Genomic DNA, 17,308 nt, shown 5'->3' with positions numbered 1-17,308 from the left:
GAATATGATTCATTGGAGGGTCTATGGACCGACGAAATGGCAGTTGGATTGCGGCCGTAGGGCGTGGACAAGCGCGTCCTGTATCTCACTTATAGTAGTGGTCCCGGTGGAAACACAGAATTGAACACCAGGCGAGAAACACGGCTGACGATGAGTGATTGAGGCCCCTGTTTTGGAGATTATCTTCGGCGTTCCGTACCCTGCGACGATTCCGTCTACTGCCACGTGGTTGGCATTTACAGCAACCGACACGAGACAGAACGAGGCGACGGTGTGAATTGGGTCGAGCAGATCTCCGAAGATCGTCTGGAGATCGTCGTCGCTTGCTGAACGAGTCGCCTCATATACGGTCTTCTGATCTTCGAAATGTTCTACGGCGATATTCGGTGGTGTAGTACGAGTGATTCGCAGGTAGTTAGGGCGGACAAGCGGGATAGGCTGTTTATCGAATTCCACAGCCGGGAGCGCACTATTAACCGACCCCGAAGTCAAAGTGCTTTCCCGGTTCGTGGGGTCGTCAGACATGGTGCGAATTTTTGTCGCCATAGACAAAAATATTTCTGAGGCGCTTATTTCGGCATCAGCACAATTCTTTTCAGTGTGCACAACCATATTTCCGGCTCGTCAACCGCCATCCTTGGATTGTGCATACCGACATTATGGCCGGACGCAACCCGAGTACAACTACAGACGATGTATTGGAAGTCTTCGAGGACGGAGACGACAGGTGTGAGCCGTTCACCGCTCCACAGGTCGCGGAGAAGTTGTCTTCTGATGTCCACCGAAACACAGCCCGCAATTACTTGCAGGACTTGGAAGCCGTCGGGGAGCTACGGACGAAAAAGGTCGGTGCTGGGAGGGTCTGGTGGCGACCATGCCTGGCAGAAACCTGACAAAATCAAAAGACGTCTGAGGGAGAGTACTTCCTGACACGCGACATAGCTGGCGAAAGGTAGTCTCCAGTGCACACCAGTTCGATACAAGGGCACTGTCTAGTTCAGCACCTCCGCTGGAGTGTCGCCGTCAAGTGCCTGATTTGGCCGCTGCTGGTTGTAATAGCGGCGAAACTGCTGGCACCATTCAGTTACAGCCGTTCGACTGCCCACCCAGCTCGTGTGAAAGCGGTCAGAGCGCATTTTGAACGTGTGAAACCACTTTTCGATGTGGTTTCGGTCGGCGTAGTCAACCCAACCGCTGAGCCCTAATCGAGCGAGGGCAGTCCGATAGCCGTACGCATCGACGAGAAACTCGGTATCAGCGAGGTCGTACTTTTCGGTGAGGCGGTGGAGAAACGCCGCAGCAGGATCTGTGCCGTGGTGGCCGAAAACCGTGAGAGCGAGCAGATACAGCGACTCAAGATCGACCGCCGCAAATAGCCAGTTCCACTCACCGTCGATTTTGACAGCGGCCTCGTCGACTGCGACCCGCGCCGGCTGCGCCGGCGACGGGTCATGCTCGCTGTCGGCCAGTCGATGCGTCCACTGCCAGATCGCTCCGTGCGAGCGATCGACACCCAGCAAGTCTAAGACAGCACTCGTCTCCCGAACTGACAGCCCCATTGAATGGAGACGCACCCCGAAACAACGGATGGGTGTCCGGGTGCGCTCGTTCTCCCAAACGTCTTGGCTGTCCACATCTAAGGTCTCTCTGAGCAAGTCTGCGAGTTGCATGGACACTTCTCGCTACGACCTGCTCACTTCTAACACCCTCAACTAGACAGTGCCGCAATCCTCAATCGGCAATGCGTTCGATAAGTTCCTCTGCTGCCCGATTAATACGGGCAAGTCGATCCCGAACAGTTTCGGCATCGTCCGATTCCCACGCCGCGAGGTAGAACGCCGACCCGCTCATGTCGAGCCCGCAGTAGCGACCAACGATGTACGCGACGGCTTCTGCCTCCACCTCACGTTTCGACCGTTCGGTTTCGTCCACGCCGTCAAAGTGGAGCAGTGCATGTGCGTACTCGTGGATCAGCGTCCCGGCGACCGCCGCACGGCTCTCTCGATCATGGATTTTGACCGTTGGCTTCTCCTCGCTTCCGGAACGCCTACAGATCCCATCAGCGTCTCCGTGAATCCACTCGGCATCGGAGACTACGTTCACCCTCACACAGATGTCGTCCGCTATGTTGATCAGCTCTGGAAGTAGATCGGTTGCCTCGCCCCTCGCCGCCGTGTCGAGTTCGGGGAGGGGCTCGCCCTCAGTCTGGGAGACGTCGAACACGGGTGCGGGCTTGAACCCGACCAAACCCTCGGACCACTTTTCGGGCGGCGTTTCGTCGTACTCACACCCGATCTTCTCGTGGTAACTCGGCGAGTTCTCGCACTCGGGACAGCGTGTCGTGATGATCGGTGTCCAGATCCAGATAGCCGACTCGCCTTCCGTGACGTGGCGGTCGAACTCATTCTGCCACGTCCGGTAGCCGGCCACCTTCGTCGCCTCTGGGCACTGCCGCTTGATCAGTAGCGTGTTCCGATACGAGTAGTCGTGGAAGCGACTCTGGACGTCGAGCCACTCCAGGAATTCATCACTCGACTGTGCCTCGTCGACGGCCGTGACGAGGTCGTCGATCCAGGCGTCGATCGTGCTGTACATCTCGTCGCGTCGTGTATCGGTCTCGTCAAAGGAGACCGACGAGTCACTGATCGAAGTCATCGATTCGAGGTCACCGCGAGCACAATAGGACGCGCCCGCACCCCTCTGGGCGCAGAGAAAACAATCGCGTATCGCCTGTGGACCCTCTCCGGAGAGGGCGCCCACGATTCTGCGGGGACTCGTAATGGGAGTCCTATTCGGAGCCGTCGCTCGTCTCAGAATCGCCTTGCAAGTACTGCTCGCCAGTTTCCGAGATCTCGTAGTAGCCTCGTTTCACGCGTTCAACGTACCCTTCGTCAGTCAGCGTCGACAATCGGCGGTTCACTTCGTCCCGAGACTTGTCGATGTTGATGGCGATGACCGACGGAGAGAGGATTAGCCCCGACGACGAGAGACATTCGAGGATACGGTCGTCTATCGGCAACTGCATCCACCCCGGCGGTGTGCGACGTTCGACCACGTTGGCACTACATCGATAGGCGGGGTCTTATCAAGTTCCAATAATAAATTCATGTGTATAGCCGCATTATTTAATGAGGTTTTTTATACAGGAGTATCATTAATCCATGTGAATACCCAATGCAATACGTTGCGAAATCGGGTTCCAGCAAGGATTTCGCAGCCGAGAACTGCGTCAGAGGGTGCCACCGCTCAGCAGTCAACCTGAGAATCAGCCCATGACGAACGGGACCAACAGTCCCTATCGAGAGAGTCGATCATCGTCAACTGACGAGTTGCCGAGCCAGTGCCCCCAGTGTGGCTGCGATCTATTCGGGATCGAGATTAGAGGCCCGAACGATCGCCACGCACTCCCGTGTGGTCACCTGATCGGAGACTGAAAGTCGAAGGGCACAACCGCGACACCGATAGCAGATCAAAGCTGGTCCCGTTGACCTGCAAGAAACGAAACAAGGCCCTCGATTGCATCGGCTGGCAGTTGCTCCTGTTGGAAGACGCCCTTGAACGAATCCGCGAATTCATCGGCCTGGAGGCGATCTAACACCGTGTCGATCTGCCCGGCGAGCTGCTCGGGGTCGCCGCGATGGAGGTGTCGCTCGATGCGATCGAAGTCGGCCTGGGTGCTGATGACGACGAGGTCACGTGTGTCGGCCAATCGGCCGCTGTGGAGCTTCATCGCGAATAGCAGTGCTGGTTCGGGGATACGACCGTCGAGGTCTTCAGCCACGGTGAGCGGTTCGACTGAGCTATGTTCGGTCAGGTACCGATAGGACCACTCGGCGTCAGTTTGCCGGCATCGCATCGCGTCGACGAGTGCCTCGAAGGTTACCGAATGTGTACCAACCGCTTTTGAATACTGGATCATCTGGCCTTCGTACTCGTTCGAGATGTCCGTCTCGAATTCCCTCTCGTAGCCACGGTCGACGAGAAGCGACGCGTAGTCGTCGAGTGCGGTCGCCGGAATGACGGCATCGATATCGGTCGTGAACCGCGTCTGGAACGCGGAGACGGCCCAGCCACCGACGAGTACGTACGGGAGTCCGGCGGCCTGAATCGCTCGATGGGTGTCGATGAGTTCGGCTTGGCGTTCGGGAAGGCTCATCTGTTCTGATCAATCAGCGGTCGTCGAACTGTGGTGCGATGCGTCGACGTCGATATCGTATTCCGCGGAGATGATCTCCAGTGCCGGTTCGTAAGCCGGACGGTTCTCCAGCATCTGGTCGACAGCGACATCTAACGGGATAACGGGGTTCCCGTCGACCCACTCAGCGTCGATACCGTCAGCTGTCGGGAACAGGACGTAGTGGACCGCCCCATCGACGGCACTCGCGTCCGGTCGCTCACCGATCGTCGCATCGACGCCGAACTGCTGGAAGAAGGCGAGCCACCGGTCGACATCGCGCTCGTGGACTGCGACGAAGACTGGATAGTCGTCGTGGTCGCGGGCGATCTGATAGCCACCGTGCGTCCAAACGTACGCCGCATCGATCTCCGTGTACGCGAACGCCATGCTCGCGAAGTGCGGAATGAGGTACGCGTCTTCCTGGGAGACTGAGTGGCGGCTGTACAACGCAGCCATCATCTCGGCGTACTGCTGTCGCAACTCATGGTCGACGACGTGCAGTCCACTATCGGTATTTGCGACAATAGCTGCATCTTCGAGACGTTCGATCCAGTCGTACACCCACGAGTACGAGACGCCGATCTTGCTCGCGACTCGGTTGATAGAGTCGCCGCGCTTGATGGCTAAGATTATCTTCGCAGCCGTGGCATCCATAGCCTCGATCATTGATGGAATTTTCGGTATCGTCGAACTCGTGGCGTCGTTAGTTATCTCTAAGGAGATAGCAAAACATAGATATTCCGTTTCTAGTAGCGAGCTGCCTAACTGTTCGTTCGAGGCGCACAGCTGTTCTCACCGAGTCACCGGAGTTCGGATGTGGTCTCAGCGAACCCAACGATCACGGGGTAATCGAGAAACGCGTTGAACTGATCCGTGTCACTTGGTGTGTCGGTCGCGAGATGGCGCGTCCACTCGACGGCCCACTGGAAGACCGGATCGGCGCCGCCCTTCCCGTGGATGTACCACCATCGTGCCGCCTTCAGTACGACAAGTGGATTCGTCGGTGGGCACTCACTCGCGAGCGCGAGCGTCAGCGATTCGATCTCGGCTGGAACCTTGTCAGGACTGACCGCGTTCGAAGTGGTGTTCGCGATGTCGACAGGGATCGCATCGATCGGTACGTCGTCGGAGTCGTCGTGCGAACTCACAGGGACCAGTTGCTCCCGAGGACGTGTGACCGAGCCCTCGCCCTTCACGGGGCACGAGAAACGCAGCCAGCACGCAGACGAGAGAGGGCTGTATACTACCGAGCTGAACGTATCAAATGGGGGTCGTGGCTGCGCGCGCAGCGCAGCGAGCACGGAGCGGTGGGTGGGGAGGCGGGGTTGGGCTGGTCCGGCACAGACGAAAAAAGGAGAGAGTCAGCCCGCTACTCGGTCCACCACCGACCGCGATCTGGGAATTCGATCTGTGACCAGCCAGTGACGGCTACCGAGACGCGTCCCTCGTACCAGCTCTTCTCGACCTGACGCAGCCGCACCGTCTGCCCTTTTTCGACCCAAGGCTTCCGGCTCTTCTCCCAGACGGTGAACTTCGTTCGACCGGTGTCGTCTTCGATGAGCCCGACCTGCTGAATTGCCGGATTGTCAGCATCCCACAGTTGGGTCACTGCCCCCTCGATGGTCACCGTCGAGCGCGGAACCGTTTCGAGCGTGTCGATGGGGACCGGAACGCCCGGCGACGCGTGCAGTTCTTCTTTGACCAGCAACACCGCGTTCAGCATGTCTACGCCGTCGCGCACGTGCTCCGCGAGGCGGTACGCCGCCCCGGACCGAGACCGGTCGTCGAACTCCTCGACGATCCGCGCTGCGTGGTTGTTCACTTCCGCGAGTTGCTCCTGCCTCAAATGTTCCCGGGGATCCGTCGGGGGCTCTTCCCGAGCGTAGCGCGTCTGGGAGCTGGCCACCTCGCGCGTCCGGGCTTCCCGGTCCGAGGACTGTCGCCGATCCCACCGCTGCCGAGTGCGTCGAATCTCGGCTTCTCGCGCTCTGAAGCGCTCTTCGCCTTCAAGGGTCATGCCCTCTGGCCGGGCCTCGGGGTGGTTCGTATCGACCTTCCCCTGGATCTCCTGGTCGACCGACCGCCGCAGCTCCGGCGTCTCGTCGACCACCGCTTCGTCGTCCGTGTTGTATTCAGCATGCGTTTCGACCGAAAGTTCATTACCGAATCGAGTTCTACTAGTCATTGGAATCACTTGGGCCGTGATTTCCGCACGAAGGCGCTCACGCGGCGTCTTCTTTCGACACAACGACTCGTCAGCCGTGGCTATCGACGCCGACCCGACCGCCGCCGCGCGGCCTGCGTTCCGCGCTTCGGTGCGAGGTGGGAACGCCGCACTTCGGTAGCCACCTCGGAGCTGCCGACTGTGACACACCGTTCAGCCGACCGGCTCGTCGCCTGCCGACCCTCCCACCGCGCGGGGCGGCAGGTGCCGCCGGCCGACCCTCCGAGGCGACTACACTCAGAGCTACGGAGCGCAGGAGTGCGCCAGCGAGGACGGGCCGCGGGGCCGCGACGCGCCCGCGAGCGACCACAGGGAGCGAGCAAGCGCTCGCGACTCCGCGGGCCGCCGCAGCAAGCACGACGGTCCGCCTTGTTGGATTCGTCGCGGCGCTCGCGGTGCGGAGAGCGCCGCGATGCCGGGTGGGACTCGCGCGGTGCGGAGCGAGCGGGCGGGACCCGGCAGGACGCGGGCACACCGACCGAGCCTGCCCCCGCAGCGCCGCGCCGCGGTGTGGTGCGGCGACCGGGGGCGGCGACCGAGGGCAAACCGCGTCCCGACTCCTTCAAGGCGGACGCACTCCATCGACGATCAAACCCACCGGGTTTGTGGGAAATCTCCGAGCGCATGAACAAAGGCAACCGAGCGGTCGACCCGGACTGGCGCGCCGCCGTCAGGTGGCGCGCCACACGCCGGGTGACCCGAGGGCGCCGACTGAAGGCGCGACGGAGAAGACTGGAGGGAGGCGGGCGGATACGTTCGACGTAGTACTCGGAAGGGCGCGCCGAGACTCGCCAGTGAGGACGCCCGCAGGCTGCCCTGCCGCGCCGCGAGCGTAGCGAGCAACGCGGCCGGGCAGCCGAGGAGCGCCGCAACAAGACTCGAGACGGGAGAATTTGTCTAATTCGACCAAGCGCGCCATCGAGGCAAACGGAGTACGATCGAATCCGAGGGTCGAGCCCGCGATGGCTTTGGGAGAAACCACGGACCGAACGCCTCTGTGGTCAGCCGCCGTACCGTGGCCGATCTACCTTGACGGTGGGTATTCGCGAGTATGGAACAGGATTCAGCCGTTCGGTTAGTAGGGCAATCGCCGACATTCACGTCCGGACAACCAATCAGACGGTACCAGCGACGCATTTCTCGGTGGACCATCGCAGCTGAACGTAACCGAGAATTCGCGGTGCCCGACAAGCGAACACTTTCGGGAGTCCCATGCAGTGATTCCAAGTCCCGAATCATTGCATCCGTGGTTCGCTGTTGGGGCTGTCGAACGAGACGGTGGATCCGATGGCGAAAGCCCGGCAGCGCAACGGCGCTCCAGCGCCGTGAGCAGCCCGGAACGTGGAGGAGGCGGGGTGGTGGTGGGGACGGTGGTGGCGCAAACGATCCAGAGAATGGGCCGCGGTTACCGACCGTCGGGAGTCACCTCATCGATGGTGAAGGAGTTTGCGCTGCTGCAAGTGGGACAGCGGTACGTCGTCGAGTTCACGCGCCACGGCGACTCGCTTCGCGTGAACGGCTCGCCGCAGAACCAGCACGTTGTTTGTTCGTCCGATTCGTCCGTCGTCCGCTCGTTCCGTCGCGCCATGGTCGCGCAGGTACCTCCCAGGGCCATGATGGCACCGTCCGTGGGCAAACGCGCGCTCGCGCGCGGCAAACCCGCAAGCGGTGCCCTTCATGGTCCTGGGAGGAGACCGAGCAATGGCGCGACGGACGACCGAGAGGACCTTTCCACGTATACACCAAAACTGTCGTCCGAGTTTACTGAGTCTGGGTCACTCCTAGGATCGCGATTAGAATTGCGCCGATCGAGGCGTGTTTTGAGTTCACGTCAAGTCGGTATTCCTGAAGGGGTCGACTCGCGCCCATCCCCCAGAGTATGATACAAACTGTGCAACGGACACACCGGAGAGATAGGCTACTACCGGGCCGATCAAGCAAGACGAGAGGCACAGTCACTGAGTCGCGTCAGTCGAACTCCCGACTGGCCGTCAGTAGCACGCCGGGTCGGCCACGGGCGGCAGGAATTGCTCGGTGTCGAAGTACTGCCGTTCGAGCCGGCGTTCGCAGTAGTTTCTGACGGCCTCGCCCGGGTCTTCGCCGTGGGCCCGGGCCATCGCCCGGAGCTCGGCGATCCGAACCCGCTCGCGGGCTGACGGGCGCAGGGCGGTCACCAGCTGTGCGACTGGTTGTTCGCTGAGTGGCTGTGGTTCCATCGTGGCGCACCACCGCCGCGGGTCCATCCAGCACCGCGCGCCGTCCTGCCGAGCGGTGCGCGGCCGACCGCAGGGAGGCCGCGAGAAGTGAGCGGGGAACGGAGTGACCCGCGAACAGCGAGGCAGGACTCGGAAGACGAACGGAGTGAATCTTCCGGCGACCCGCCCGGAGCGCGCGTCCAGCGGAGTCCCCGTTTCGCCCGCGACGCAACTACGTCCGTCGCGGTCGGCTCTGCCGAGGTCCGCAGGACCCGAACAGGTGAAGCGCTGGCGCGAGGGCACATCCACTTTAGCCCGGAACGGGCGCGGGCGGTGCGGAGAGCGCCCGCATGCCCGGAATGGTCAGTCGCGAGCGCGCTCCGGGCGGTACGCGGCGAGCGGGGCGAGCCGTCACGATATACTCAGCCAACCGAGCACGACGGCGAAGGACTCACTCACGACACTGGCGGACTGAAGGGGCGAGGCGTGCTCGCGTTCAGTGTAGTCGTCTGAGTGGGCACTATTCGAGTGAGCGAAGCGAACGAGAATATCTCACTTAGCGACCGCGAGCATGCCGATGGCTTTCAGCGCTTGCTGTCGGCTATGCGCGCCTTCTCTCGGGCTACTCAAGACAGTGCTCTCCCGACCAGACTGTCACGCGCAAGGAGATCTCGTCGACGCCGTGGAGAGACGCCCGAAAGACTGTTTACAATGCATGCAAAGCATACACCATGGGAACGATCTCGGCGCGGGTGCCCGACGAACTGGAGGCAGAACTGGAGGCCTACCTCGACGAGGAGAACCTCGACCGAAGTACGGCCGTCCGGAAACTCCTCACCGAAGGCCTCGACGAGTGGCGCCGCGAGCGAGCGCTCGACCAGCTCGAAGCGGGTCGGATCACGGTTAGCGCCGCTGCCGAGCAGGCGGGGCTATCCGTCTGGGAACTGACCCAGCTCGCTCAAGAGCGCGACATCACGTGGGTCGACGACGACCATCTCGAGGACGACCTCGACGCGCTATAGATGTGGGTCTTCGACGCGACCCCGCTCATCTACCTCGCGAAGGTCGATCATCTCGACCTCGTCGACCACCATGACGAACGCTGTGTCATTCCCACTCCGGTGCACCAGGAGGTCGTGGAAACGGGCATCGAGGAGGGGTATCCGGACGCACGCCGCATCGAGGCCGCCATCGAAGCCGACACGTTCGATGTCGTCACGGTCGACGAAACACCACTACGAACCCGACTGAAAGAGAATCCGGCTCTGAGCGATGCCGATGCTGCGGTCCTGGCCTGTGCCGCAAACAGGGACGGAATTGCCGTCATGGACGAGGCCGCGGGGCGAGACGCCGCGTCTGTCGAGGAGATTCCGACGCGGGGGACGGCGTATCTCGTGCTATCGCTGGTTCGCCAGGGCGCGATTACCGCCGACGAAGCGCAGGAAGTGATCGATGCGATGGTCGACGCAGGGTGGTACTGCTCGACGGACATATACGCGAAGATCCGCTCCACACTCGACTCGCTGACCGACTGACCACGTCTGGGAGCGCCGCAGTTACGATCGACGACTGGGAACTCACCAATGAGCGGGACTGAAACCAACCGAGTAGGGCAAGAATCCGACAACGACGAGCCGAACGAAGTGAGGCGAGTGTCGAGAGAGTTCGCCTTACCGGAAAAGCACTGCACGAGCGCACCGAGATTCACTCGTGGGGTCTCAAGCGAGCCAATGGCAACGTCAGCGAGCTACTCGCTGACGACTCCGTCACTCGTCTTCGATGGTCGCGAGAACAGTTTCGGTGAGCGGATCACCATGATACCGGACAGTGCTGCTACGGGCGTCGTATTCGACGAGATCAGCATCGGATAGTTTGGGTAGGTGTTGATGATGAAGGAGTGCAACCGACCGTTCCAGTTCTTGGTCGGATTCCTGTGATTGGACCTGGCGGGCAAGCTCCTCGTATGACGCGACCCCGTCGGATTCGTATATCAGATAGTGAAGGATCTCGCGCCGCGTATCGTCAGCTAATGCGGCGAGCGTCGCAGTGACGGATCCAGCCGGCCCATCAATAGAGATAGGAATCCCTCCACCGTTGTACGGGCTCCAACCAATTATCCATCACGGTTCTGCACAGTTGTTTTGCTGACAGTAATATGAATTCCGCAGATACAAGCGAGTCTTTCCCCCTCACCCCTGGCCCCCAATTGCTGATTCAGCAATCTCCCCCAATGTATTAGGTGAAAGAGCAGTAATTGACAGTTCATTTGCGAAAAAGCAATACAAGGGTAGCCCGACTGACTATCAGATGGACCTGGACGAGGTGGACAAGGGCATTCTATATCTCTTGCAGCGAGACGCCCGAAAAATCACGACAAAGGAAATGGCCGAGCAGGTCGGGGTGTCGGCGAGTACCGTCCGCAACCGCATCGAACAGATGGAAGAGTACGGCATTATCCGTGGATACAACCCCGACATCGATTACGACAAAGCGGGGCTCCAGCTCTATGTCGAGATAATCTGTTCCGCCCCGAATCCGCAGCGAGAGCGGCTTGCAGACCAGGCTCGCGATATCAGCGGGGTCGTCTCGATACGTGAAGTCCTCAACGGGCAAGAGAATATTCAAATCGACGCCGTCGGTACCGACTCCGACGACGTTGCCCGGATCACTGACGAACTGAGTGAACTCGGGCTCCAAGTCGTCAATACGAAGATTATCAAGGATACGGTCATCCAGCCGCTCAACCATTTCGGTGAACACGTCGTGGAAGGGGATCGAGGTGAGTGACTGCCCAACAGAAGGGTTGGAGCCAGTAGAATACGACGACGAGACGAGCAGCTTCCGAGCTGGCTTCGATAGCGATCAAATTGCACCGAGCCGCGCCGTCGTCAAACTAGTGAGTGAACTGGGTGAGCAACAGTCGACTGAGATCGAACCGTTATACGCTGTCGTCGATCCAGAAGCACTGGACAGCCTCTGTGCGAGCCATCCGCTCGATTCACGAGAAGGCGACTGTGTCGTCGAATTCACGTACTGCGACTATCACGTCACGGTCAAGAGTTACGGATATATCAAACTACAGCCGCTCTCCGTTGAGAGCGAATGACAGAGAGTTGCGACGCTTCCTCCCACCCCAAAGGAGTGGGTTTCTGTGCTGTACCGGTGTGAGTTCCGGATCGATTGGTGTACTGAATCGGACTATCGTGGCGGTGACAGCGAACTTCTGAGAACAGCGATAGAGCCATGTTCGAAAACTGGGTCCAGCCGGTGGTGGAGTTGGTAATGAACTCTGGCGGTTCCACCGAAGCGGGTGGCTTCGGTTGTCCAAGTATTCGGGCACTGTAGGAGTTTCATGCGACGTACTGGCATCAATACAATCGTCCACCTATGATGCGAGGGCGCCGCTCCGAGAATCTGCTACCGTAGCTGTAACTCCCGGCACGAGTGGATGTCGCAGTGGGAGGGGGTACAGACAGAATGGGCACTGAAGTGCCCCGTTTCGTGTTGCTGTGCCCGCACGGGTAGTGGCGCGGGAAGCCCGTGCAGGATCAACGAGTGAGGGGTGGTGTCATAATAAAGGCTGGAGAGCGAATTCGCAGTCAGAAGAAACCGGAGCCTCACCGACGATTCCTCCGCTACGAGCGAGTATTTAGCCGCTGTCGAGGCAATTCAGATCTCAAATGGGCTGAAAGAGCCCACCGAAGCGGATTGCTTCGGTACCCGTGGAGGGGTACTCTCTATTTCTGCGCGATATCAAACGAGCGTTTGGCCATTTTACTTAGGCAGTTGTGGCTCACCAGCTGGCAGCCCTTGTCGGACAAGAATACACATCGACGAGTAGCTACATGGTTGGTGTATCGGTGAAAACGGCAGAGCACGATTGCACACCTGCAGTACGCTTCCGTGAGTAATTCGAGGAGTCGGAAACTGTGCTCTCTCGGACGTCACGAGCGGGGTCGAGCACTCCTCGAATCCAGGCTGATCTGTACCGACGCGAGCTGATGCAAACGCTACGGCCCCGAGGGGTCAACGCCTTGTGAGAAATGGTGGGTGGGGTGGGTGTGGAAATGGGGACCGGGTCGGTCCCCGGGCGAAGTGGATGGCTTCGCACCCGCGTGAACGGGTAGTGATCCGCACGCAGTCTTGCGATAAATGGCTTCTGAAAACAGCGACGCTGTGGACCGGTCAGTAGGACAGATATGCCAGATTGAATTCGCGAAAAGTGACAGGGACACTCCTCGAGTCCTGATTCGAGCGTGGAAGCGGGGCGGTCAGCGTGAGGCGATAATTGTAGGAGTTCGGAGCCCCTTCGCACGATTTCGTGATCGGGAGCCTCGTCTCGAGAAATTACTCTGGAGGCCACAGCGGACACCGGGTCAGGACCCGACGCTCGGGAGGAAGTGACCGGTTTCTCGTCTGACACCGCTCAGGAGGATCGCGGCCGCGACGAGCGGCATGGCCGCACAGCAGAAATAGACCGGCCAGAAGCCGACGATATCGACGATCGGGAGTGTGACGATGGGCCCGAACCCACCGCCGATATCCCCGAACACGTTGTTCGTCCCCACGGCGCGGCCCATTTCACCGTCGGCGACGAGGTCACCTAACAGCGCCATCAGTGGGCCGCTCGTCCCACCCTGACCGAGGCCGATACACAGACAGGCGATCGCCAGTGTCTGTACCGAATCCGCGAGCGCGAGCAGGACGAACCCGACCGACGTAACGCCCAGAAACACGAGCAAGATCGGGACGCGTGACTGGTTCCGGTCGCTGACGTACCCGCCGACGTACATCGATAGCCCTGCAGCGACGACGGTGAGACCCATGAACAGGCCCGAGGAGCCCTGGGCATCGAACCCGAAGACGCTGAGTTGGTTCTGGTCGAGAAAGAGGACCAACGTCGCGAACAGCGCGCCGATGTAGACGAACAACACGGCGAAGTTCACCAGGCCGACCGTGACCGCAGGGAGACTCGTATTGACGTCCCACGGCTTGACTGACTGGTTCGCCCCTCCGTCGACGTGTGTCTCGGGCACCGTCAGGTACGCGACGGCACTGGCGAAGAACGCGAAACCCGTTGCGACGGTGAACGCGACGACGTTTCCGGAGAGTTCGCTGACGAGCCCACCGAGAACCACGCCCGTCGGGAACCCGAAGAGGACGCCGCCTCTGATGAGCCCCATGTTCGACCCCCGTGATCCACCGTCGCTGATATCGTCGGCGATCGTATACGCAGTCGCGAAGACGAGCGCGCTCCCGACCCCCCAGAGGAGACGCGCAGCCATAAACCACGCTTCGGGAAGCGGTGCGATCATGGCGATAACGTAGCCGGACGTCGAGATACCCTGGATGAACATCCCGATGACGAACGGTTTCCTCGTCCCGAACCGGTCCACGAGGCTCCCGGCCGGCGCGTTCGCGAACAGCCGTGAAAACCGATTCGCACTCAGGATAAGACCGACGAGAAACGGGGAGATACCGAGGACAGCGCCGAGGTTCGGCAAGATAGGGAAGATCACGCCGCCGCCGAAGCCGATAAAAAACGTACTGACGATGACCGCTCCGAGAATCGGCCGCCCCCCGCCTTCAGCCCCACGGAGCAGAGTGTTCACACTTGAAATCGCCGTTCCTGAACCCCTTGAGCATATCCATCCCGGAATCTAATCTATCCGAGTTCTCAGCGGTCTGATTCAGCCGATATCAGTCGGAGACGAATCTGAAGTTGCGTCATCGGCCGAACCGTCACCGAGAACGTTGTCCAGCCAGCTACTGCGGAAGAAGAAAACCGCTCCAGCGATGGCCGCGGTGACGTTCGAGAGGGCGATTGCGTACCACGCGCCGGTCGCACCGAGACTGAATCCGACCACGAGGACGACTGCGGCGACGGCTCGAACGCCCCACAGTGCTGTCACCCCGATCGCCATCGCCATGCGGGTCGACCCGGACCCGTAGAACGCCCCGTTCATCATGTGATAGGAAGCCATGACGACCCAGGTCGGCGCGACGATTCGAAGGAACGTCGCACCGTAGGCGATAATTCGGTCGGCCTCCGGGCCGGTAATGAAGAGACCGACGATGGGGCGAGCGAACCAGACAGTGAGGCCACTGGCGACGAGGAACGCCGTTCCGAGGATCGCGATCGCGACGTACACCGTCCGCCGAGCGCGGTCACGGTGTCCGCCACCGAGATTCTGGCCGACGACGGTCTCGACGGACATCCCCATCGCGACCGTCGGCAGCCAGACGAGGGAGACGAACCGATTACCGATGCCGTACGCGGCGACGGCGTCGGTACCGACGGTGGCGACGAGCGCCGTCATCACGATGGCCGCGATCGACTGTGTGCTCTGATCGATCGCTCCCGGCCCGCCGATCCCGACGATTTTTCGGACCGTCTCGGACTGCAACAGTAGATCGTCAACCGCGAGGTGCAACCCGACGCGACCGCCGAACAACAACCACAGGCCGACGACAGCGGCGACCGCCCGCGAGAGAACCGTCGCGACTGCGGCGCCCGCGACACCGAATCCAGCGAATCCGGTCCTAGCATACAGCCATCCCTGGAGATCCCCGAGGCCGACCCACCCAAACAGCGGATTACCGGTGAATCCCAGGACGAAGAACGGATCGAGAAGGATGTTGAGACCGACAGTGAGGGCCATCAGATACATCGGCGTCTTCGTATCGCCCCAACCACGGAGGAGCGCCATGAACACGTAGAATCCGAAGGTGAACGGCATCCCCAGGACGATAATTCGGAGGTACGTGACGGCCAACTCGTGGATCGTCGTTCCGGGTGTCGCGCCGATGAGTCCCAGCAATTGCGGCGCGAAGGTGAATCCGAAGACCGAGACGCCGACCGAGAGGAGGCCGACGAATGCGATCGTCTGGCCGGCGACGTGAGCGAGTCGGTCGTCGTTGCCCGCACCGACGTGCTGGGAGACGAGTATAGTGCCCGCGTTCGTCATGCCGCCGCCGAGGCTTATCAGCAAGAAGACGACTGGCCAGGAAAACGACAGCGCACTCACTGCCTCTGCACCGAGCCGACCCACCCAGTACGTGTCCGTGAGGTTGTACGCAACTTGCAGCAACTGCGTCGCGGTGAGCGGACCGGCGAGGGTGAGGAGCGGCCAGATGATTGCTCCCTCGGTGAATCGGCTGGACTGGTCGCTAGCTGGGTTCGTCACTGTTCCCTCCCGACCGCTCCGAGCCGGTCGGAGTACGCCGCGATCAGTAGTATGGAAGGGCAGAATCGACTATTTCGAGGCCAGTGCTGGCCACATCGGTCGAGTGGATGGAGATATCGGTCGAAGCTGAGTCGGGAAACGGTCGTTCTCTCGTAGTTCGCCTGCTAGGCTGGGAGATGGTCGATCGGCTGTTCGATGGACTGTCTTGGTTCGGGGGTGGGTAACTTGCGGACTGGTTGTGTCGCAATTGGGTCATTTGACTCGGGTTCTCGTCGGGCTACTGCTCGTCGAGCGACTCCTCGCTATCCGTGAAAAGTACAGGCCACTGAACTGAGCGCGACTGGAAGCGACTCTAGTGCAAGTCGGTCTCGTACAGCGACAGCTTCCGAACGAGGCGACCGACCGTGGGCCTGTGTCTGTCAGGCCCAGTTACAGGGCGGCGCGCATTAGAATTACTTGAGCAGATGGCGGTATCGGATTTATGTCTTTCGTGGGTGCGAAGGTACGAGTCCGGGATCGTTCGCGCTGTGCAGCGCATTTCGAGCCCACCAGCCTACCGACCGAGTCCGCTACGGGGGCAAACGAGTGCGATTCCGCAGTGCTGTCGCCACTACTGTGGAGCCGAAATAGACTCAGTTCGATACAGCGCGATCGTGTAACCGAATCCTGCCACTGTGATCGTTTCGGCCACACTTGGGTGAAAATCCGTCTACGACGCTCCGCCGACCCACACAATTTATGTGTGATAATTGGAATTCCCTTGCCATGGACAGGGTGATGCGATGTCATTAGCCAACGTACAGCGACCAGCGAATCGACGTGAACGGTACCGGTTCATGGCGGACGCCGCCACTCGACCGTTTGCGATCGGGGCGATTCTCGTGCCCCTGTTGCTCCCCGTCGTGGGCTATCTTTCGGGCGACATCCGGATCATGTTCACCGTCCACCTGTTCCTCGGTGCGTTCTGGTTTGGGACTGCAGTGCTCGGGGCGGTCGTCCTCGGCCCCGTCATGGGAAGCCTCTCCGAGGAGGCGAACGTCGAGTTTGCCGAGGGGTTCGTCCCGAAGATGAACCTGCTCATGGAGCCGGTCTCGGTCGGCGTCGTCGGCTCAGGGATCGGCCTCGCGAGCATGATGGGTCTGTGGGCGTCCCCGACGCCGTCGCTGTGGGCGGCGCTCGGCCTTGCGATCGCACTGCTCGTCCTCGGATTCGGCCCGTTGCATAAGTTCACTGCCGGGATGTTCGACGAGATCGCCGCCGACGATACTGATCACGAACGACTCGCCTCCCTGAACAAGAAGTACGGGATGTTGAGCATGGTCGAACTCCTCCTCATGATCGCTATCGTCGCCACGATGTCCGGCCTGCGGTGGGGCATCTAAGCGCGCACATCAGTAGCGGGTTGACCCCGAGATACCGAGGAAACCCCGTAAACCGACTGAAAGACGGTCCGTAGCAATCGAACACCGATCGCGAATTCAGCGTTGATAGCCGCACCCCAATTCTTATTCCAGCGTTCGACTGA

17 protein-coding genes are annotated in these 17,308 nt (G+C 60.5%); 5 read left to right on the top strand and 12 right to left on the bottom strand.

The window, feature by feature from the left end; all coding sequences use genetic code 11:
* Window positions 1–21: 21 nt before the first annotated feature.
* The 9 genes from ACMGFE_RS23080 to ACMGFE_RS23040 all read right to left on the bottom strand — a co-directional run bounded on the left by ACMGFE_RS23080 (window position 22) and on the right by ACMGFE_RS23040 (window position 8,617).
* On the bottom strand, window positions 22–525 hold the full coding sequence (locus ACMGFE_RS23080) for a hypothetical protein (RefSeq protein WP_436927625.1): 504 nt from the start codon (window positions 523–525) through the stop codon (window positions 22–24).
* Between the two features lie 467 nt (window positions 526–992).
* The gene (locus ACMGFE_RS23075; RefSeq protein ID WP_436927624.1) at window positions 993–1,670 is read right to left on the bottom strand and encodes an IS6 family transposase; all 678 of its coding nucleotides are present in this window, start codon (window positions 1,668–1,670) and stop codon (window positions 993–995) included.
* A gap of 61 nt (window positions 1,671–1,731) precedes the next feature.
* Window positions 1,732–2,655, bottom strand: coding sequence for a DUF955 domain-containing protein (locus ACMGFE_RS23070; RefSeq protein ID WP_436927623.1), 924 nt, complete (start codon window positions 2,653–2,655; stop codon window positions 1,732–1,734).
* 133 nt (window positions 2,656–2,788) lie between these two features.
* Window positions 2,789–3,025 (bottom strand): winged helix-turn-helix domain-containing protein, encoded by a 237-nt coding sequence (locus tag ACMGFE_RS23065; RefSeq protein ID WP_436927703.1) that lies wholly within the window; start codon window positions 3,023–3,025, stop codon window positions 2,789–2,791.
* A gap of 444 nt (window positions 3,026–3,469) precedes the next feature.
* Window positions 3,470–4,156 carry a hypothetical protein gene (locus ACMGFE_RS23060; protein WP_436927622.1) on the bottom strand — a complete coding sequence of 229 codons (687 nt, stop codon included), beginning with the start codon at window positions 4,154–4,156 and terminating at the stop codon, window positions 3,470–3,472.
* Window positions 4,157–4,165: 9 nt separating this feature from the next.
* Window positions 4,166–4,831, bottom strand: coding sequence for a helix-turn-helix domain-containing protein (locus ACMGFE_RS23055; RefSeq protein WP_436927702.1), 666 nt, complete (start codon window positions 4,829–4,831; stop codon window positions 4,166–4,168).
* Window positions 4,832–4,977: 146 nt separating this feature from the next.
* Window positions 4,978–5,325: a DUF8013 domain-containing protein gene (locus ACMGFE_RS23050; protein WP_436927621.1), complete on the bottom strand. Its 348-nt coding sequence runs from the start codon at window positions 5,323–5,325 to the stop codon at window positions 4,978–4,980.
* 221 nt (window positions 5,326–5,546) lie between these two features.
* Window positions 5,547–6,287 carry a DNA-binding protein gene (locus tag ACMGFE_RS23045; RefSeq protein WP_436927620.1) on the bottom strand — a complete coding sequence of 247 codons (741 nt, stop codon included), beginning with the start codon at window positions 6,285–6,287 and terminating at the stop codon, window positions 5,547–5,549.
* A gap of 2,105 nt (window positions 6,288–8,392) precedes the next feature.
* The gene (locus ACMGFE_RS23040) at window positions 8,393–8,617 is read right to left on the bottom strand and encodes a hypothetical protein (RefSeq protein ID WP_436927619.1); all 225 of its coding nucleotides are present in this window, start codon (window positions 8,615–8,617) and stop codon (window positions 8,393–8,395) included.
* Between the two features lie 710 nt (window positions 8,618–9,327).
* Here ACMGFE_RS23040 and ACMGFE_RS23035 point away from each other — a divergent pair.
* Window positions 9,328–9,618: a hypothetical protein gene (locus ACMGFE_RS23035; protein WP_436927618.1), complete on the top strand. Its 291-nt coding sequence runs from the start codon at window positions 9,328–9,330 to the stop codon at window positions 9,616–9,618.
* The gene (locus tag ACMGFE_RS23030) at window positions 9,619–10,131 is read left to right on the top strand and encodes a PIN domain-containing protein (protein WP_436927617.1); all 513 of its coding nucleotides are present in this window, start codon (window positions 9,619–9,621) and stop codon (window positions 10,129–10,131) included.
* A 231-nt stretch (window positions 10,132–10,362) separates the two neighbouring features.
* Here the strand turns inward: ACMGFE_RS23030 and ACMGFE_RS23025 are convergent, their stop codons facing one another.
* Entirely contained in the window at window positions 10,363–10,668 is a 306-nt protein-coding gene (locus tag ACMGFE_RS23025; RefSeq protein WP_436927701.1) for a winged helix-turn-helix domain-containing protein, read from the bottom strand.
* Window positions 10,669–10,903: 235 nt separating this feature from the next.
* Between ACMGFE_RS23025 and ACMGFE_RS23020 the strand changes: the two genes are divergently transcribed.
* Window positions 10,904–11,383, top strand: coding sequence for an Lrp/AsnC family transcriptional regulator (locus ACMGFE_RS23020; protein ID WP_436927616.1), 480 nt, complete (start codon window positions 10,904–10,906; stop codon window positions 11,381–11,383).
* Window positions 11,376–11,702 carry a HalOD1 output domain-containing protein gene (locus ACMGFE_RS23015; RefSeq protein WP_436927615.1) on the top strand — a complete coding sequence of 109 codons (327 nt, stop codon included), beginning with the start codon at window positions 11,376–11,378 and terminating at the stop codon, window positions 11,700–11,702. Before ACMGFE_RS23020 ends, ACMGFE_RS23015 begins: the two co-directional genes overlap by 8 nt.
* Before the next feature lie 1,270 nt (window positions 11,703–12,972).
* Here the strand turns inward: ACMGFE_RS23015 and ACMGFE_RS23010 are convergent.
* Both ACMGFE_RS23010 and ACMGFE_RS23005 read right to left on the bottom strand, forming a co-directional pair.
* Window positions 12,973–14,199: an MFS transporter gene (locus tag ACMGFE_RS23010; RefSeq protein WP_436927700.1), complete on the bottom strand. Its 1,227-nt coding sequence runs from the start codon at window positions 14,197–14,199 to the stop codon at window positions 12,973–12,975.
* 87 nt (window positions 14,200–14,286) lie between these two features.
* Entirely contained in the window at window positions 14,287–15,783 is a 1,497-nt protein-coding gene (locus ACMGFE_RS23005) for an MATE family efflux transporter (protein ID WP_436927614.1), read from the bottom strand.
* A gap of 836 nt (window positions 15,784–16,619) precedes the next feature.
* Between ACMGFE_RS23005 and ACMGFE_RS23000 the strand changes: the two genes are divergently transcribed.
* On the top strand, window positions 16,620–17,165 hold the full coding sequence (locus ACMGFE_RS23000) for a hypothetical protein (protein WP_436927613.1): 546 nt from the start codon (window positions 16,620–16,622) through the stop codon (window positions 17,163–17,165).
* Window positions 17,166–17,308: the final 143 nt, after the last annotated feature.

Origin of the sequence: Halosimplex amylolyticum (assembly GCF_051414035.1) — an archaeon.
GTDB lineage: Archaea > Halobacteriota > Halobacteria > Halobacteriales > Haloarculaceae > Halosimplex > Halosimplex amylolyticum.
This window is presented reverse-complemented; position numbering and strand designations above follow the sequence as displayed.